Annotated in this window: 18 protein-coding genes; 9 read left to right on the forward strand and 9 right to left on the reverse strand. The window is 71.7% G+C overall.

From position 1 onward, the window contains the following. The first annotated feature begins 21 nt into the window (after positions 1-21). The gene (locus ACN26Z_RS18250) at positions 22-315 is read left to right on the forward strand and encodes a ferredoxin (protein WP_421464672.1); all 294 of its coding nucleotides are present in this window, start codon (positions 22-24) and stop codon (positions 313-315) included. A 29-nt stretch (positions 316-344) separates the two neighbouring features. Here ACN26Z_RS18250 and ACN26Z_RS18255 read toward each other — a convergent pair whose 3' ends face one another. The 3 genes from ACN26Z_RS18255 to ACN26Z_RS18265 all read right to left on the reverse strand — a co-directional run bounded on the left by ACN26Z_RS18255 (position 345) and on the right by ACN26Z_RS18265 (position 3,214). Further along, the gene (locus ACN26Z_RS18255; RefSeq protein ID WP_093406003.1) at positions 345-917 is read right to left on the reverse strand and encodes a hypothetical protein; all 573 of its coding nucleotides are present in this window, start codon (positions 915-917) and stop codon (positions 345-347) included. Positions 918-1,031: 114 nt separating this feature from the next. Continuing rightward, on the reverse strand, positions 1,032-2,018 hold the full coding sequence (locus ACN26Z_RS18260; RefSeq protein ID WP_232511299.1) for a tRNA (adenine-N1)-methyltransferase: 987 nt from the start codon (positions 2,016-2,018) through the stop codon (positions 1,032-1,034). 32 nt (positions 2,019-2,050) lie between these two features. Next, a complete protein-coding gene (locus ACN26Z_RS18265; RefSeq protein ID WP_282238242.1) occupies positions 2,051-3,214 on the reverse strand; it encodes a site-2 protease family protein in 1,164 nt (387 codons plus the stop codon). Positions 3,215-3,297: 83 nt separating this feature from the next. Here ACN26Z_RS18265 and ACN26Z_RS18270 point away from each other — a divergent pair, with 83 nt between their 5' ends. From ACN26Z_RS18270 to ACN26Z_RS18290, 5 genes are all read left to right on the forward strand, one after another. Further along, entirely contained in the window at positions 3,298-4,212 is a 915-nt protein-coding gene (locus ACN26Z_RS18270; protein WP_282238241.1) for a RecB family exonuclease, read from the forward strand. Positions 4,213-4,291: 79 nt separating this feature from the next. After that, a complete protein-coding gene (locus tag ACN26Z_RS18275; protein ID WP_421462538.1) occupies positions 4,292-5,488 on the forward strand; it encodes a sensor histidine kinase in 1,197 nt (398 codons plus the stop codon). Positions 5,489-5,528: 40 nt separating this feature from the next. After that, positions 5,529-6,215: a response regulator gene (locus ACN26Z_RS18280; RefSeq protein WP_093406157.1), complete on the forward strand. Its 687-nt coding sequence runs from the start codon at positions 5,529-5,531 to the stop codon at positions 6,213-6,215. Positions 6,216-6,497: 282 nt separating this feature from the next. Next, entirely contained in the window at positions 6,498-7,265 is a 768-nt protein-coding gene (locus tag ACN26Z_RS18285) for an ABC transporter ATP-binding protein (protein ID WP_093406160.1), read from the forward strand. After that, positions 7,265-9,814 (forward strand): ABC transporter permease, encoded by a 2,550-nt coding sequence (locus ACN26Z_RS18290; RefSeq protein WP_421462541.1) that lies wholly within the window; start codon positions 7,265-7,267, stop codon positions 9,812-9,814. The genes ACN26Z_RS18285 and ACN26Z_RS18290 overlap by 1 nt, the downstream gene beginning before the upstream one ends. Positions 9,815-9,894: 80 nt before the next feature. On the opposite strand, the gene ACN26Z_RS18295 is transcribed toward ACN26Z_RS18290, so the two are convergent. Together ACN26Z_RS18295 and ACN26Z_RS18300 are read right to left on the reverse strand one after the other, a co-directional pair. Continuing rightward, positions 9,895-10,542 carry an HAD family hydrolase gene (locus ACN26Z_RS18295; protein ID WP_282240786.1) on the reverse strand — a complete coding sequence of 216 codons (648 nt, stop codon included), beginning with the start codon at positions 10,540-10,542 and terminating at the stop codon, positions 9,895-9,897. Between the two features lie 101 nt (positions 10,543-10,643). Further along, positions 10,644-11,414, reverse strand: a complete 771-nt coding sequence (locus ACN26Z_RS18300; RefSeq protein WP_093406018.1) for a neutral zinc metallopeptidase — start codon at positions 11,412-11,414, stop codon at positions 10,644-10,646. Positions 11,415-11,733: 319 nt separating this feature from the next. Between ACN26Z_RS18300 and ACN26Z_RS18305 the strand changes: the two genes are divergently transcribed. Together ACN26Z_RS18305 and ACN26Z_RS18310 are read left to right on the forward strand one after the other, a co-directional pair. Next, a complete protein-coding gene (locus ACN26Z_RS18305) occupies positions 11,734-12,123 on the forward strand; it encodes a YciI family protein (protein WP_282240785.1) in 390 nt (129 codons plus the stop codon). Continuing rightward, on the forward strand, positions 12,123-13,361 hold the full coding sequence (locus ACN26Z_RS18310) for an RNA polymerase sigma factor (RefSeq protein ID WP_421462543.1): 1,239 nt from the start codon (positions 12,123-12,125) through the stop codon (positions 13,359-13,361). Before ACN26Z_RS18305 ends, ACN26Z_RS18310 begins: the two co-directional genes overlap by 1 nt. Before the next feature lie 62 nt (positions 13,362-13,423). Here ACN26Z_RS18310 and ACN26Z_RS18315 read toward each other — a convergent pair whose 3' ends face one another. The 4 genes from ACN26Z_RS18315 to ACN26Z_RS18330 form a co-directional block, all read right to left on the reverse strand. After that, complete coding sequence (locus tag ACN26Z_RS18315) at positions 13,424-14,284, reverse strand: class I SAM-dependent methyltransferase (RefSeq protein ID WP_421464673.1); 861 nt, start codon at positions 14,282-14,284, stop codon at positions 13,424-13,426. Between the two features lie 83 nt (positions 14,285-14,367). Continuing rightward, positions 14,368-15,375 carry a 1-aminocyclopropane-1-carboxylate deaminase gene (locus tag ACN26Z_RS18320; protein ID WP_282238236.1) on the reverse strand — a complete coding sequence of 336 codons (1,008 nt, stop codon included), beginning with the start codon at positions 15,373-15,375 and terminating at the stop codon, positions 14,368-14,370. A 148-nt stretch (positions 15,376-15,523) separates the two neighbouring features. Further along, positions 15,524-16,156, reverse strand: a complete 633-nt coding sequence (locus ACN26Z_RS18325; protein ID WP_421462545.1) for an HNH endonuclease family protein — start codon at positions 16,154-16,156, stop codon at positions 15,524-15,526. Between the two features lie 186 nt (positions 16,157-16,342). Continuing rightward, positions 16,343-17,017 carry a response regulator transcription factor gene (locus tag ACN26Z_RS18330; RefSeq protein WP_093406167.1) on the reverse strand — a complete coding sequence of 225 codons (675 nt, stop codon included), beginning with the start codon at positions 17,015-17,017 and terminating at the stop codon, positions 16,343-16,345. Between the two features lie 236 nt (positions 17,018-17,253). Here ACN26Z_RS18330 and ACN26Z_RS18335 point away from each other — a divergent pair, with 236 nt between their 5' ends. Continuing rightward, positions 17,254-17,943 carry a DUF2306 domain-containing protein gene (locus ACN26Z_RS18335; RefSeq protein WP_282238234.1) on the forward strand — a complete coding sequence of 230 codons (690 nt, stop codon included), beginning with the start codon at positions 17,254-17,256 and terminating at the stop codon, positions 17,941-17,943. The last annotated feature ends 38 nt before the right edge of the window (positions 17,944-17,981 follow it).

The raw sequence follows: 17,981 nt of genomic DNA on the forward strand, positions 1-17,981 counted from the left end.
GAGAACATGGGGGGTGCACCGGTGGCCGAGGTCGCGACCGACCAGCTGCAGGTCTGGGTCGACCAGGATCTGTGCACGGGCGACGGGCTGTGCGTGCAGTACGCGCCGGAGGTCTTCGAGTTCGACGTCGACGGGTTGGCTTACGTCAAGGGTCCCGACGGTGAGCTGGTGCAGGCACCGGGCGGCCGGGTGGACGTGCCGGAGCACCTGCGCCTCGAGGTGATCGACTCGGCGAAGGAGTGCCCGGGCGAGTGCATTCACGTCGTACGCGGCAGCCACGGCGTCGAGGTCGCCGGACCGGAGGCCGAGGACTGACCCGCTGATCCCGGAGTCACCCGGTCGGGCTACAGCAACGGGCGACCGACCACCGAGGCGACCAGCCGGGCAAACTCCTCCAACCGGGCGATCTGTCCGGCGCCGCCGTCGTCGAGCGTCTTGCCGAAGCGCAGTGCGTCGTGCCGCGGGCCGCCTGCGCTCTCCTCGCCCGGCGGCGACTCGTCGAGCGAGGTCAGCAGCAGGTAGACGTCGATGCTGTCGACCCGGATCTCCCCGTTGTCGTGGCGGAACAGCCGGCGTCGGCAGCCGACCTCGGTGACCGAGGAGACCGGCACCACCCGCAGCGAGGAGGTCATCGAGCCGGGCGGCCCCTCCCCCGGTGGCACGTCCTCGCCGTGCCAGAGCACCAGGCGGCTGCCGTCGCAGACGACGACCTCCTGCCACACGCCGTTCACCTCGTTGACGAAGCGTTCCAGGGTGAAGCCGAGCACCGACGCCCCGCGCAGGACGCCGCCGAGCGCTTCCAGGGCGACGTCGGGGTCACGCAGGTAGGCGCGCGCCGCGGATTCCAGGTCGGTGTACGGAGACCAGTCGGGGAAGACCGCGGGCAGGTCGCCACCGCCGAATCCGGGACGGCTCATGCCGGCCCTCCGCTGCGCTGCGGGCCGACATTGCGCTGCGGACCAGCATGAGGCACTGAGGCGCTGAGTTGATGATTCGCTCGCTGACGCTCACTCATCGGATCACCTCCGCCGTCACGGCCTGTCCGTCTCCTGCGCCACGTCGGGTCTTGTCTGCTCGGCGGACGCCTCGTGGGGCGGTACGGCGGCCTGCCGGGCCGCCTCCACCTCGCGTAGCGCCTGGCGGCGTTGCGCGTACGCCTCGGTGCCCTTGCTGGGTTTGCGACGCCGGGGCGGGGCGGTGACTCCCGGGGCGAGCTTACGCGCGGAGACGAGGAAGGCCGTGTGGGCGATCATCCGGTGGTCGGGGCGGACCGCCAGCCCTTCGGCGTGCCAGTCCCGGACCAGTGACTCCCAGGCCCGCGGCTCGGTCCAGCCGCCGCGCTCGCGCAGGGCCTCCACCAGCTCGGACAGCTGCGGGGTGGTGGCCACGTAGCCGATGAACACGCCGCCGGGCAGCAGCGCGCGCTCGACCATGTCGAGGTTCTCCCAGGGGGTGAGCATGTCCAGGATGATCCGGTCGAAACCGGTCTCGCGGCACTCGGCGACATCACCGACGTGCAGGTGCCAGGCGGGGTGCGAGCCGTGGAAGAACGACTCGACGTTTCGTCGGGCGATCTGGGCGAAGTCCTCGCGGAGCTCGTAGGAGTGCAGTTCTCCGGCGGTGCCGACCGCGCGCAGCAGCGAGCAGCTCAGCGCTCCGGAGCCGGCGCCGGCCTCGAGGACCTTGGCCCCGGGGAAGATGTCACCCATGGCGACGATCTGCGCGGCGTCCTTGGGATAGATCACCTGGGCGCCCCGGGGCATGGAAAGCACGTAGTCCGACAGCAGCGGGCGCAACGCCAGGAATGCGGTGCCGCCGCCGGAGGTGGTGACCACGCTGCCGTCGGGCAGGCCGATCAGCGCATCGTGCGCCAGGATGCCGCGGTGGGTGTGGAACTCCTTGCCCGGCTCCAGGGTCACCGTGTGCATCCGCCCCTTGGGGTCGGTCAGCTGCACCCGGTCACCGGGTTGGAACGGCCCACGCCGCACGGCGGGCGGCTCCACCTTCTGCTCGGGCAGGTCGCTGGCCGGGTGGGCGGAGTGGGTGACGGTCACGTGTTCATCTTCCGGTGAGGTTCGAGCAGTTGAGCCAGATCCGCGATGTGCAGAACGCCGACGACATCTTCGCCTGCCGTCACGACGTACTGTGCGCCCGGGTGGGTCTGCACGGTCTCCAGCACCCGTTCGCCGTCCGTGTCCACCGGCATGGCCGGCAGGTCGGCGAGGGTGCGGGCGACCGCGTCCACGGCCAGCCAGGGGCGGCGGGCCTCCGGCACCGCCGCGGCGGCGGCCGGGTCGACCAGGGCCACCGGCCGGCCGGTGGAGTCGGTGACCAGCAACGCGGCCGGGTGCTGCGGCTCGGTGGTCGGGTGCGTCTGCGCGGCACGGCGCTGCGCCTCGGCCAGCGGGGTGCCGGTGGGCACGGTGTGCACCGGACGGGCGAGGGTGGCCAGATCGACCAGCGGAAGCCGCCGGCCGATGCGGGACATCCGGATCGACTGTCCGGCGCCGTGCCAGAGCGTGAGGGCGACAAGTGCCGTCAGCGGCAGGGCCAGCAGGCTCAGCACGTCGATCGCGTAGAGCGCGGCCACCAGCAACGCGGTGCCGACGGCGAGGATCCGTCCGGCCCAACCGGCGACCTCGGTGGCCCGGTGCCGGTCCCGGGTCAACGCCCAGACCACCGCGCGCAGCGCCCGACCGCCGTCCAGCGGCAACCCGGGCAGGATGTTGAACAGCGCGACGATGACGTTGCTCGCCGCGAGTTGAAAGGCGAGCTGGTCGGCCACGGTACGGTCGGGCAGGGCCAGCGTCGCGGCGACGGCGGCCGCGCCGAGTACGGCGGAGACGGCCGGCCCGGCCAGCGACACCAGCAGGTCCACTCGTGGCGAGGGTGCGTCGCGGTCCATCTCGGTGTAGCCGCCGAGCAGTTCCAGGGTGATTCCGCGCACCCCGATGCCGAAGCGGCGGGCGGTGAGGGCGTGGCCGAGTTCGTGGGCCAGCACCGAGCCGAGCAGGGCGATGACGAACCCGGCGCCGACGAGGTAGCCGCCGAGCGGGGACAGTTGCAGTCGTTGGCCGGCCAGTTCGCCGTACAGGACCGTGATCAGGAGGGCGAGCAGCAGGATCGAGCCGTTCAGGTAGAGCGGCACCCCGAGAATCCGGCCCACCCGCATGCCGGGGCGCTGGCCGGCCCGTGGTCGCCTGCGCTGTTCCATCGGGCTGATGCTACGCGGCGGGAGATCACGTACCGGAGCGGCGGCGGTCGGCCTGTCATACCGGTGGCCTAACCTTCCGGGGCATGACGGCGGATCCGGTGATCACTCAGCAGGCCCCGACCCCGACCGAGCTGCCGGCGACGGTGCGGGCCTCGCTGTCACCGTCGCGGGCGGCGGATTTCAAGACCTGCCCGCTGCTCTACCGGTTCCGCAGCATCGACCGGCTGCCCGAGCGGCCCAGCGTGGAGCAGGCTCGCGGCACGCTTGTGCACGCGGTGTTGGAGCGGTTGTTCGACCTGGCGCCGGCCGCCCGTACGCCGGAGGCCGCCGGTGATCTCGTCCCCGGCCAGTGGGACCGCCTGGTCACCGAGCAGCCGGAGCTGGCCGGGCTGTTCCCCGATGACGACCCGGCCGCCGTGGCGGAGTTCCTCCGTTCGGCGTCGGCCCTGCTGGGCGGCTACTTCGCGGTGGAGGATCCGCGCCGGCTGGAGCCGGCGGAGCGGGAGAGCCTGATCTCCGCCGTGGTCGACGACGAGCTGCTGATTCGCGGCTATCTCGACCGGCTCGACGTGGCTCCTGACGGTGCGCTGCGGGTGGTGGACTACAAGACCGGCGGCGCCCCACGGGAGGCGTTCGAGGCGCGGGCCCTGTTCCAGTTGAAGTTCTACGCCCTGGTCCTGTGGCGCACCCGGGGCGTGGTACCCCGGGTGCTGCGCCTGCTCTACCTCAAGGACGCCGAGGTGTGCGACTACGCCCCCGAGGCCGAGGAGCTGGTGCGCTTCGAGCGGACGGTGGTGGCGTTGTGGCGGGCGATCGAGCAGGCCACCGCCGCCCGCGATTTCCGGCCCCGGCCGAGCCGGCTGTGCGACTGGTGCAGTCACCAGGCCCGTTGCCCCAGCTACGGGGGGACGCCGCCGCCCTTCCCGGAGCCGACTGCGACGCCCGATCCGCTGCGCGACGCCCGGTCCACCCCCGCGCCACCCGGCGCCGACGAGTAGCCGTTCTCCTTCCCGGGGATGAGGGACGAGTCACCACACAAGACGATCTTTCAGCGGCGCAGGCGGCTAGCGTCGGGGCGTGGGTAACGCGCTGAGGCAGTGGCTGCGTCGCAATCCGGCGGCCGGTGACGCGCTGCTGGCCGTCGGCCTGGTGCTGGGCGAGGTCGTGTTCACCCTGCTCACTCCCCGGGAGTTCTGGCCTCGACCGTTGCCGTCGGCGCTGGGATGGAGCGTGTTGTGCGCGACGCCGGTGGTGCTGCGCCGGGTGGCGCCCTGGCCGGCGCTGCTCGCCGCGTTGGCCACGTTGCTGCTGCCGGTCGTCATCGAGGTGGCGCCGACGACGCAGAGCCTCACCTTCGTGGTGCTCACCTACACGATGGCGGCCTACCGCCCGGTGCGGCCGGCGCTGGTGGCGGCGGTGGGGCTGTGGCTTCCGGTGGCAGTCGTGAACACGGTGGTGCCGCCGGACGGTGTTCCGCAGGTCGGTACGGCGTTCCTGATCGCGAACAACATCCTGGTCGGAATCGTGTCGTTCTCGGTGGGCCGGACGGTGCACGCGCGCCGCTCCTCCACCGAGGCGCTGCGGGAACGGGCCCGGGTCGCCGAGGCCAACCAGCGGGCGCTTGCCGAACAGGCGGTCGCGGACGAGCGGCGCCGGATCGCCCGGGAGTTGCACGACGTGGTGGCCCACCACGTCAGCGTGATGGGGGTGTTGGCGACCGGGGTGCGGCGGGTGCTGCGCCGTGACCCGGACAGCGCCGACGAGGCGATGGCCACGATCGAGGAGACCAGCCGGGCGACGCTGCGGGAGCTGCGCCGGCTGCTGGACGTGCTGCGTACCGAGGCCGAGCCGGCGGCGGAGCTGGCGCCGCAGCCGGGTCTGGCCGGTATCGCGACGCTCGCCGATCAGGTCCGGGAGGCCGGGCTGCCGGTGACGTTGACCGTGGCGGGAACGCCGGGGCAGTTGGAGGAGGGGGTGGCGCTGACCGTGTACCGGATCGTGCAGGAGGCGCTGACGAACGCCCTCAAGCATGCCGGGTCGGCGACCGCGCAGGTGCGGGTGGGTTTCGGTGGCGATGCGGTGGAGGTCGAGGTCACCGACACCGGTCGCGGGCCGTCACCGGACACCGATCGAATCGGACACGGCCTGGTCGGGATGCGGGAACGGGTCGGCCTCTACGGTGGGGTCCTGCGCACCGGCGCGCGCAGCGGCGGCGGCTACCGGGTGTACGCCCGGATTCCGGTCGAGCCGCTGCCCGAGACGAGCCGGCGGTGAGGTGGGCCTGGTGAGCGGTGCAGTCGACAGGGAGGACCAGATGGCCGATTCGACGGGGCAGGCCCGGCCGGTGCGGATCCTGCTCGCCGACGACCAGCCGCTGCTGCGTACCGGCTTCCGGATGGTCCTGGGCGCGGAGACCGACCTGGACATCGTCGCGGAGGCCGGCGACGGGGTGGAGGCGGTGGAGCTGTCCCGTCGGTTGCTGCCGGACGTGGTGCTGATGGACATTCGGATGCCGAGGATGGACGGGGTGAGCGCCACCCGGGCGATCGTGGACGCCCGGCTGCCGGTGCGGGTGCTCATTCTGACCACCTTCGACCTCGACGAGTACGTGGTGGGTGCGCTGCGCGCCGGAGCGAGCGGATTCCTGGCCAAGGACGTGCCGGCGGAGGATCTGGTCACCGCGATCCACACGGTGGCCGCCGGCGACGCAGTGGTGGCGCCACGGATCCTGCGTCGGCTGCTGGACCGCTTCGCCGACGTGCTGCCGGATCCGTCCGCGACGCCGCCGAAGGCGTTGGGCGCGCTCACCGAACGGGAGCGGGAGGTGCTCGTGCAGGTCGCCCGCGGCCTGTCGAACGCCGAGATCGCCCGGGCGCTGTCGGTGAGCGAGACCACCATCAAGACGCACGTCGGACATGTGCTGACCAAGCTCGGGCTACGCGACCGGGTGCAGGCGGTGGTGCTGGCGTACGAGTCGGGCCTGGTCCGACCTGGGGGTTAACGCCGTCGTTGCATCCGTCACCTACCGTGACGACCTGCGGCGGAAATCGGTTGACCCTCACGCGACGGCAACGTCCAGGATGACCATGACCACCGACGGCAGATGAGCGACAGCTGCCGGAGTCGGGGACAACCCTGACTTCGGTTGGGGGATACCCGCAGCCGGAAATCCGCTTCGGCTCCGCCCGGAGTCGGACGGATCGGCGGTGGGCAGCACAGATGATGGACTCGCACCGGACCAGCGGGGGCGGTGCGAGCAAACCGCGACGGAGAGGTACGTGACGTGACCGCTACCACAGGCCAGCCGGCATCGGCCGCAGCCCGGGCGAGCGACGTGTGGAAGGTGTACGGCAGCGGCGAGGCGCAGGTCATCGCCCTGCGGGGGGTCAGCGCGGAGTTCGAGCGCGGACGGTTCACAGCGATCATGGGCCCGTCGGGTTCCGGCAAGTCGACGTTGATGCACTGCCTGGCCGGGTTGGACTCGGTCACCCGGGGCACGGTGGCGATCGGCGACACCACCGTCACCGGGCTCGGTGACGCGGGTCTGACGAAGCTGCGCCGCGACAAGGTCGGCTTCATCTTCCAGCAGTTCAACCTGCTGCCGACGTTGACCGCCAAGGAGAACATCCTGCTCCCGCTCTCGATCGCCGGGCGCAAGCCGGACCCGGCCTGGTTCGACGTCGTGATCGACACGGTGGGCCTGCGGGACCGGCTGGGTCACCGGCCGGCGCAGTTGTCCGGCGGCCAGCAGCAGCGGGTGGCGTGTGCCCGTGCCCTGGTCGCCCGCCCCGAGGTGATCTTCGCGGACGAGCCGACCGGCAACCTCGACTCGCGTTCCGGCGCGGAGGTGTTGAACTTCCTGCGCAACTCGGTACGCCAGCACGGGCAGACCATCGTCATGGTCACCCACGATCCGACGGCCGCCGCGTACGCCGACCGGGTGGTGTTCCTCGCCGACGGCCAGATCGTCTCGGAGTTGATCGAGCCGACCGCGGACACGGTGCTGGACACGATGAAGAAGCTGGACACGCCCGCCGAGGTGGCCGGCTGATGTTCCGGGCAACCTTGAAGAGTCTGCTGGCCCGCAAGGTCCGGCTGATCCTGTCCGGCCTGGCCGTGGTGCTCGGCGTGATGTTCGTCTCCGGCGCCTTCGTCCTCACCGACACCCTGGGCCGCTCCTTCGACTCGCTGTTCGCCGACGCGTACGCCGAGGTCGACGTCAACGTGGCCGCCAAGCCGAAGCTGGAACTCGGCGAGATGGAGGGCGAGCAGCTCGCCACCCCGTTCCCGGCCGCCACCTTGGAGACGGTGCGCGCGGTGGACGGGGTGGCCGAGGCCACCGGCGTGGTCGGCGTCGACGGGGCCCGGTTGATCGGCAGCAACGGCAAGGCCGTCACCTCCTTCGGGCCGCCGCAGTTGGGCGGCAACTGGACCGGTGAGAGCGACCTGGTGCGGTTGCGGGAGGGTCGGGCACCGCAGGCCGACGACGAGATCGTGATCAACAAGGGGCTGGCGGACGCCGGCCGGGTGGCGCTCGGCGACCGGGTGGGGGTGCTCACCCTCCAGCCGCGCCAGGATTTCACAATCGTCGGCATCTTCGGCTACAGCGGCGACCGCGACTCCCTCGGCGGCGCCAACGAGGTCATGTTCACCACCCCCGTGGCGCAGCAGCTGATGCTCGGCGAGACGGACGTGTTCAGCAACATCGTGGTCACCGCCGCCGACGGCGTCTCCGACGACCAGCTGCGCGACGCGGTGGCCACGGCGGTCGGCGACGACTATGTGGTCAAGACCGGCGAGCAGCTCTCCGCCGACGCCGCCGCCGGCCTGAAGGAAGGGCTGTCCTTCTTCAACCGGATCCTGCTCGGCTTCGCCGCGGTGGCCCTGCTGGTCGGGACGTTCCTGATCCTCAACACCTTCTCGATCATCGTGGCGCAGCGCACCCGTGAGCTGGCGTTGCTGCGGGCCGTCGGCGCCAGCGGCAAGCAGATCATCGGCTCGGTGGTGCTTGAGGCGGTCGCCGTCGGGTTGATCGCCTCGGTGTTCGGCCTGGCCGCCGGCATCGGCATCGGCGCGCTGCTGGCGTACCTGTTCGGCAACCTCGCCGGTGGGCTGGCCCTGGCCGGGGTCGCGGTGCCGGCGTCGGCGGTGATCGGCGCGTTCGGCGTCGGTCTGGTGATCACGGTGCTGGCGGCGCTGCTGCCGGCGCTGCGGGCCGCGCGGATCCCACCGATCGCGGCGATGCAGGACGTGGCCACGCCGGACCGGCCGTTGACAAAGGTGACCGTCGGCGGCGCACTGGTCACCGCGATCGGCGCCACCCTGCTCTTCCTCGGCCTGGGCGGGTACGCCGGTGGCAGCACGCTGGCCACAATTCTCGGTGGCGTGCTGTTCTCGTTCATCGGGGTGGCCCTGCTGACGCCGCTGATCAGTCGTCCGGTGGTGGCGGCGCTGGGCACGGTCTTCTCCGGCTGGGTGCCGGGCAAGCTGGGTCGGCTCAACTCCGGCCGCAACCCGCGCCGCACCGCGATCACCGCCGCCGCGTTGATGGTGGGGATCGCCCTGGTCACCGGCATCACGGTGATCCTGGACTCGGCCAAGAGCAGCATCAGCGGGCTGGCGCAGGACAGCATCAGCGCCGAGCTGGTGATCGCCGGGGCGCAGTCGGGTCCGCGCCCGCCGACGTTCGACCCGGCGGTCCTGGACGAGGCGAAGGCGATCCCCGGTGTCCGCCTCGTCGACGGCGAGTACGGCGACATGGCGCTGGTCGGCGGCGAGCGTACCTGGGTAGGTGCCAGCAGCGAACCGAGCGCGCTGGTGGATATGTTCGGGGCCACCGCCACCGCCGGGGACATCGGGCGGCTGGGGCCGGGCCAGATGTTGATCAGTTCTGACGCGGCGGAGTCGCGTGGCCTGTCGGTCGGCTCGACGGTGCCGGTGCAGTTGGCCCGTGGCGAGGAACGCACCTACACGGTCACCGGCATCTACGAGAGCACCCCGCTGTTCGGCGGCGTGACGTTGCCCGCCGAGGCGGCGCGTGACTTCGCCATCCCGCAGCCCATCCAGGGCTACATCCAGCTGGAGCCCGGAGTACGGGCGGCCGACGTGCTGCCCCAGGTGGAGGCGCTGCTGACGGACAGTCCGGAGGTGTCGGTGGCCGACCGGGACGCGTTCATCGAGCAGCAGGCCGGGCAGCTCGACGGGCTGCTCCAAATGATCCAGATCCTGCTGGCGCTGGCCATCGTTATCGCGGTGCTCGGCATCATCAACACCCTTGCCCTGTCGGTGCTGGAGCGGACCCGGGAGCTGGGTCTGTTGCGCGCCATCGGCCTGCGCCGGTCGCAGACCATGGGGATGATCACCGTGGAGGCGGTGGTGATCTCGGTGTTCGGCGCGCTGCTCGGCGTCGTGGTCGGTGCCGGCCTGGGTGCCGCCGTGGTGGAGGCCCTGCGCGACGAGGGAATCACCAAGCTGGTGCTGCCGTGGGGCCAGATGGGTGTCTTCCTCGGCCTGGCCGCGATCATCGGCGTGATCGCGGCGGCGCTGCCGGCGATCCGGGCCGCCCGGATCAACGTGCTGGGCGCCATCGCCCACGACTGAGGCGCCGAAGCGAAGGCCCCTGTCACCGATCCGGTGGCAGGGGCCTTGCGCTGCGCGTCCAGCAGATCAGCCGGACGGTGTCAGGCGGGGGTTCGGCGCAGCAGCCCCGCCAGCAGGTCCAGATCAGCCAGCAGCAGGCTCTCCAACTGGTGTACGCCGTCGGCCGGCGCCAGCGGCACCTCGGCGGGTACGGCCAGCACCGCGGCCCCGGCGGCGACCGCGCTGGCCACCCCGGTCGCCGAGTCCTCGATCGCCACGCACCTGTCGATGGGCACTCCGAGCAGCCGGGCGGCCGTCAGGTAGGGCTCCGGGTGTGGCTTGGTCGAGTCGACCTCGTCACCGCAGACCACCACGTCGAAGCTGTCCCGGCCGAGGGTGTCCAGGGCGATCTCGACAAGTGCCCGCCCGCTGGAGGTGACCAGGGCCGTCGGGATCCGCGCCTGCCGGACCGCGCCGAGCAGCGCCAGCGCCCCCGGCCGCCACTGCAGCCCGGTGCGGAACAGCTCCAGGATCCGCGCGTTGATCCACTCCGCGCTGGTCTGCGGATCCCGGTGCGGCTGCCCCAAGTCGTCGTGCAGGATGCGCATCGAGTCGGCCATGCCCGTGCCGACGATCGCCCGACGGGCGTCGGCGGAGAGGGCACCGCCGTAGTGCTGGGCGAGTTCGGCCAACGCGACGTCCCACAACCGCTCGCTGTCGACCAGGGTGCCGTCCATGTCGAAGAGCACGGCGGCTGGACGGTTGCTGCTCACCGGATCCTCCTCGGGCTCGGGTAACCGGTGAATCCTGTCAGCCGACGGTGCTTCCGCGCCCGGCACAGTGACCTTTCTCAACCGAGGTCGCAGGCGGCCAGGGATCGTTCGTAGCCGCGGAAGAACGCCTCGGTCCGCTGCTCGGGGGTGCCGTGGGAGCCCTCGGCGAACCATGGTTGGCCGGGGTCGTCGCCGACGGCCAGCAGTCCCTCGTTGAACTCGTCGAGGTCGCCTTCCTCCAGGGTGAGCCGGCCGGCCCGCACCGAGTCGCCGAGGAACGCCCCGGCCATGCAGTCGGCCTGCAACTCCTGCTGGATGGTGAAGTTGTACCGGATGCCCAGCCGGGTCTGGATGCCGTGCGCGTACTCGTGGCCGAGCAGATAGAACACGAACGCGTCACCGATCTGCCGGAAGGCGCCGAAGGACCAGTTGATGTCGTACGCGATGTAGTCGTCGATGGTGCAGTAGACCGCGTTGTTGCGGGGCACCTCCTGCCCGCCGCAGGAAACCTCACCGTCGCGCTGGTACGGGATGACCTGCCGGATCGGCCGGAAGGACTGCTCCGACGCCTCGAACTGGTCGGCCCAGTACACCTCGGCCAGCCGCTGCGCGTCGGCCACGTCCTGCCGGAACTCCTCCACCGTGTCGGTGCCGTCGGCACGGGTCACTTCGGCCGTCGGCTCGGCCGGCTGCCGCTGCCCGCCCGGGTCCGCCGGTCCACCGACGGGCTCCACCATGCAGGCGGCCGCCGCCACCAGCGCTACCGCCAGGCCGGCGAGCCTGCCCCGGCGTCGCCCTCGCCCACCTGCCGCCACCGTGCTCCTCCCGCCTCGACGTCGCCGGTCCAGTACCCCGACGGTACGACCGTCACGCCCGTTGCCGTCAGGTACGCCTTACCGCCCCGTCCGGTTCAGTTGCCCGTCTGCCGGCGTGTTCATCCGGCCGATTTGGGCCAGTCGGATCGATCCCGGCCGAGTGCGGTGGCCAGAAACGTTGGCGGTGTCGCGGCGAGGGCCAGGCGGCGATCCGGCGCGGCCCGGTGAACGTTGCTGGCCACCGCACTAGGGTGCGGTGGTCGGTGTCCGGAACGGACGCCCGGCTCCGACGTCCCCGGTGAACCGGCACCGGCGATGGTGGCGGACGCGAGAGGGAGACCCCGTGAAATACATGATCATGCTGTACGGCTCGCAGCGGGACTACGACGCGATGGCCGGGAACGGCTCCGACCGACCGGCGATGTCGGCCGAGCAGGTGGCCGCGATGCACGAGCACATGGGCAGGGTGCACCAGGATCTTGCCGACTCCGGTGAGCTGGTGGACGCTCAGGGGCTGACCGCACCGGTGCACGCCCGCCGGGTCCAGATGCGCGACGGCGCTGCGATGGTCACCGACGGTCCGTACCCGGAGACGCAGGAGGTCCTCGCCGGCTACACGGTGGTCGAGTGCGCCAGCTTCGACCGGGCCGCCGAGATCGCCGCCATGCTGGTGAACCCCGACAACCCGGGCGAGTACGTCGATGTCCGCCCGATCGCCGAGGGCGTCGACGATCTCGTCTGATGGGTGAGCCGACCGTCGAGGACCTGCTGCGCCGGCTGGCGCCGCAGGTCCTCGGCGCGCTCGTGCGCCGCTACGGGCACTTCGACACCGCCGAGGACGCCACCCAGGAGGCGCTGATCGCCGCGGCCACCGCCTGGCCCCGCGACGGCGTACCGGCCAACCCCCGGGCCTGGCTGATCACGGTGGCGTCGCGGCGACTCACCGACCTGCTCCGGGCCGATCAGGCGCGACGCCAACGGGAGGACCTCGTCGGCCGGCGGGTGCTGGCCGAATGGCGGCTACCACCGCCGGGTGAGCGGATCGCGGATTCCGACGACACCCTGATCCTGCTGTTCCTGTGCTGCCATCCGTCGCTGCCCCCGCCCGCGCAGATCGCGTTGACCCTCCGGGCGGTCGGCGGGCTGAGCACGGCGGAGGTGGCCCGGGCGTTCCTGGTGCCGGAGCAGACCATGACCCGGCGGATCAGCCGGGGCAAGCAGCGGATCCGCGACAGTGGCCTGCCCTTCGCGATGCCCGACCCGGCCGAGGTTCCGACGCGCCTCAGGGCCGTGCTCCGGGTGCTCTACCTGATCTTCAACGAGGGGTACGCGAGCACCTCCGGGCCCGGACTGCTCCGCGCTGACCTGTGTGCCGAGGCGATCCGGCTGACCCGGCTGCTGCGTCGGATGCTGCCCGACGCCGCGGAGGTGACCGGGCTGCTGGCGTTGCTGCTGCTCACCGACGCCCGCGCGCCGGCACGCACCGGGCCGCACGGCGAGCTGGTGCCGATGGCCGAGCAGGACCGTTCCCGCTGGCGGGCCGAGCAGATCACCGAGGGCACAGCGCTTGTGGTCGAGGCGCTGCGCCGGGGACGCCCCGGGCCGTACCAGGTCCAGGCCGCCATCGCTGCCCTGCACGACGAGGCGCCAAGCCCGGACGAGACCGACTGGCCGCAGATCGCGGCGCTGTACGAGGTGCTGACGGAGATGGACAGCAACCCCCTGGTCGCGCTGAACCACGCCGTCGCGGTGGCCATGACGGACGGTCCCGACGCGGGACTGGCGCTTGTCGACCGGGTGGCCGCCGACGGTCGGCTGGCCCGGGATCCGAGGCTGCCCGCCGTACGCGCGCACCTGCTGGAGCGGCGCGGCGACCCGGCGGCGGCCCGCGCCGAGTACCGGACAGCCGCCGCGCGGGCCGCCAACCTGGCGCAGCAGCGTTACCTCAACGCTCGCGCCGACCGCCTCACCGACGGCTGACCCACCGGGGCGGCACCGACGGCTTCGGCAGCCGGACCGCCATCGCCGCGGCGGCTGGGGCATCAGACGTGCGACGGCGGGGGTAGGTCACCCGTCCGGTCGGCGGGTACCGCCACGGTGATCCGGATCTCGGTGGTCAGCGACAAGCCGCCGCCAGCATCGCGGGCGGCGTCCAGCGCCTGCGCGGCGTCGGCGGTCGCGGCGGGCAGGCGGTCCGCCGGTAGGTGTTGCAGCAACGCCCGTCCGCCGTGTGACCACATCCACCGCACCCAGTGGTCGACGTCGTCGAACCGGCTCTCGATCCGGTGCGCGACGATCGAGGTGACGGCGAGGCCGGCACCGTCCATGGTGGCGGTGATCGCCTGCTCGTCGGCGAACGGGCCGGCCGGCCGCGCCGGTCGGGCCTGGTCGGTCGGCAGATGCGCCGCCAAGGCGTCGGTGGCGGCGACGAAGGCCGGATCCTGGGCACCGAAGGTGCTGATCACCAGGCGGCCGGACGACCGCAACAGCCGAGCGTACGCCCGCAGTGCCTGGTGCGGCTGCGGGAGCAGGAAGACGACCAGCCCGGCCAGGACGGCGTCGAAGCTGCGTGGCGGGAAGTCGGGCTGCTGCGCGTCGTCGACCCGGACGTCGACGTGGGTCAGACCAGCGCGGGTGACGTCCTCGGCGGTGAGGGCGACCATGGCCGGAGCCAGGTCGATCCCGGTGACGTGCCCGGTCGGCCCGGTGGCGTGCGCCGCCGGGAACAGCACCGCGCCGCGACCGCAACCGACGTCGAGAACACGCTCACCCGGCCGGATGGCGGCGCGCCGGACGAGCTCGGCACCGAACGGACCGAAGAAGGAGACTCCGGTGCGGTCGTAGCTCGGCGCGGCCTGTTCGAACACCTCTGCGGCCCCACTTGGCCGGGCACTGCCCGTCATCGACGCCCCCTCCATCTTGTCGGACATGAAAACCCTAACCGGCAGGGGTGCCGGGTGGCGCCCCTGCCGGCACTGCGGTCCGGTCAGGCGAAGAGCGTGTGATAGGCGTTCAGCGCGGGTTGGCCACCCAGATGGGCGTAGAGAACGTTGGCGTCGGCGGGGATGTCCCGGGCACGGACGAGGTCGATCAGCGCCGCCATCGACTTGCCCTCGTACACCGGGTCGATGATCATGCCTTCCAGCTCACCGGTGAGCCGGATCGCGTCCAGGGTGGACTGGACCGGAAGGCCGTACCGCTCCCCGGCCCAGCCCGCCAGCACGGTGATCTCGTCGTCGCGCAGATCCCGCCCGAGGCCAATGAGTCCAGCGGTGTCACGGGCGATCTTCTCCACCTGGGCCCGGGTCTCGTCGAGCTTCGCCGAGGCGTCGATGCCGAGCACCCGCCGGGGCCGGTCCTGGCCGGCGAAACCGGCGATCATCCCCGCCTGGGTGCTGCCGGTGACGCTGCACACGACGATGGTGTCGAAGAAGATCCCCAGCTCCCGCTCCTGTTGCTGGACCTCATAGGCCCAGTTGGCGAAGCCGAGCCCACCCAGCGGGTGGTCGGACGCCCCAGCGGGGATCGCGTACGGCACGCCACCGCCGGCCCGGACCTCCTCCAGCGCCCGCTGCCAGCTCTCCTTGATGCCGATGCCGAAGCCGTCCGGCGCGAGGCGCACCTCGGCCCCCATCACGCGCGACAGCAGAATGTTGCCGACCTTGTCGTTGACCGGGTCCGGCCAGTCCACCCAGCTCTCCTGCACCAGGACGGCCTTCAGGCCGGCCCGGGCCGCGACGGCGGCCACCTGACGGGTGTGATTGGACTGCACGCCACCGATGCTGACCAGGGTGTCCGCGCCAAGGGCCAAGGCGTCGGGCAGCAGGTACTCCAGCTTGCGGGTCTTGTTTCCGCCGAAGGCCAGGCCGCTGTTGCAGTCTTCCCGCTTGGCCCAGATCCGGGCGCCGCCCAGATGGCGACTCAGCCGGTCCAGCGGATGGACCGGGCTGGGACCGAAGAGCAACGGGTAGCGGTCGAACGCGTCGAGAGACATGCAACATATTGCACGTTGCATGCCTTCGCGTGTCAAGCCCTCGTCGCGTACGGTGGGCGGCCCGACGCGGTACGACGACGGCAACGGGGGCGTGACGTCCGTCGACGTCACGCCCCCGGTCACCGGTGCCGCCCTGGCCGGCGGGATCTCAGCAGGTGTTGAGCATCGTGCTCAGCGCCGACTTCTCCGCGCTGTTCACGGTGAGGCCGTAGTACCACTTCACCTGGATCCAGGCCCGGGCGTAGGTGCAGTGGAAGGCCGCGCGCGGCGGCTTCCAGGCGGCCGGGTCCTTGTCGCCCTTGGACGAGTTGACGGTGCCGGTGACCGCCCACAGTTCCGGCCCGCCCAGGTCGTTGGCGTAGGTCTGGCGACGCGAGGTGCTCCAGGCCCAGGCGCCCGAACGCCACGCCTCGGCCAGCGGCACCACGTGGTCGATGGAGATCTCGGCGGGGTTCGTGCGGGTCACCCCGTCGTACGGGCTGTACCAGGACCCGGAGGTCGGATAACAGCTGGAGTTCACCACGACGTTGCTGCCGTCCCGCTTGAGCACCTGCTCCCGGGTGTTGCAGGCGCCGGTGATGGTGATCCAGTGCGGGAAGAGGTCGCGGTTGTAGCTGGACTGGTGGGACTCGGCCGCGACGGTGAGCGAGTTCAGCCGGCTCACCGCCGTGCTGTACGAGGGGATGTTGGGGGGTGTGGCATGGGCGGCCGGCGGCACGAGTACCACCGACAGGGCGACGGCGACCACCGAGACGATCGCCACCTTGCGTAGGTGAGCCACGGGACGACTCCTGACTGTCTCCTGCGACGGCGGGTGGGGGAACCCGGCTTGGGGGCGCGGCAGGCGACATCAGGATTCTCGCAGAAATCGCGATCAATAAATGTCATCGCGCTACAAGCACCGTGAACGCCACATGAAGACCCGCCGCGTCCCTGCGGTGCTTCGTGCGTCGGACCGGGCGCGGCGCTACGCCGGGCGCTCCGGACCGTTGCGGACGCGGTCGGTCCGGTACGCCCACATCGCGATCTCCACCCGGTTACGGACACCGAGCTTGACCATGAGGCTGGCGATGTGGGTCTTCACGGTGCTGAGGCTGATGTGCAACTCCTCGGCGATCTCGGTGTTGGTGCGACCCCGCGCGACAGCCACCAGCACCTCCTCCTCCCGCAGCGTCAGCGCGTCGACCGGCTGCTGCGGCGGCGCGGCCGGACCCGCGTCGGCGAAGGCTCGGAGCAGCCGGGTGGTGATGTTCGGCGCGATGAGCGCGTCTCCGGCGGCGGCAGCCCGTACGGCCTGGGTGAGCAGCGCCGCGCCGGCGTCCTTGAGCAGGAAACCACGCGCTCCGGCGCGGAGCGCGGCGTAGACGTACTCGTCGAGGTCGAAGGTGGTGATCACGACCACCGCCAAGGGGTCGGGCACGGCCGGGCCGGCGAGGCGACGGGTGGCCTCGATGCCGTCCACGCCGGGCATCCGGATGTCGAACAGACACACGTCCGGGCGTAGTCGCCGGGCGAGTCCGACGGCTCGGTGACCGTCGCCCACCTCGCCCACCACCTCGATGTCCGGCTGGGCGTTGAGGATCATCGTCAGGCCGGTACGGACGATCTCCTGGTCGTCGGCGACGATCACGCGGATGGCCACCCCACGATTGAACACGGCCGGCGGCCCGGCCCAAAGTACGACCAGCTTCCCCGTCCATCGGCCGAGACGACGCCGGCCCGCACGGCGATGAGTACGGTCCGCCGCGTTGCCAGGATCGATGAAACAGGAGCGGCCGGTTCCTTCCCGACTGACCCGCAAACCGCGTCCGGCCAGTGTCGGGCGGGCAACGGGCAGTGGGCGGGGGGCTGGTCGCCGCGAGAAGGGATGCCACAGCTGTGACAGCCTCCGCCAGGTCGACCTGGCTCATTCCCGCCGGTCTGCTGGTGCTCGGCGTGGTGCCGGTGGTGGCCGGCGGCCTCCGCCTGGCCGAGCTGGCCGGCGGCGCCCAGGTGCTGCCCGACGGCGACCGGATCGCCTCACCCCCGCTGCCGCTGGTGGCCCACATCGTCGCGGTGACCGTGTTCAGCGTCCTCGGCGCCTTCCAGTTCACGCCCCGGTCGCGTCGGCCGCACCGTGGTTGGCACCGGATCGCCGGTCGGGTGCTGATTCCCTTCGGGCTGCTCACCGCGGTGAGTGGCCTGTGGCTGACCCTGGTCCCGGCCCGGGGGCCACTCGACAGTGACACGCTGGTCGCCGTCCGCGTGGTGGTCAGCGTCGCCATGGCGGGCTCGATCGTCCTCGGCTTCGTAGCGGTCCGACGCCGCGACTTCGCCCGGCACCGCGCCTGGATGATCCGCGGCTACGCCATCGGAATGGGCGCAGGTACCCAGTTCTTCACCCAGATGGCCTGGCTCGCCGCTGTCGGTCCACTCACGACCTTCGGCCGGACCGGAACGATGACCGCCGCCTGGCTGATCAACGTGGTGCTGGCGGAATGGATCATCCGGCGGCGCGGCGGTACCGCCGGAGCGCGTCCGGCGGTGCGCAGGCGCCGCGCCCGCGAGGGCACGGCGATTCCGGTGTGAGACCTCCGAGCGGGTGTCACGTTCGGCGGCTGGGCGGG

It is taken from the genome of Verrucosispora sp. WMMD703, from assembly GCF_049178935.1.
GTDB lineage: Bacteria > Actinomycetota > Actinomycetes > Mycobacteriales > Micromonosporaceae > Micromonospora > Micromonospora sediminimaris.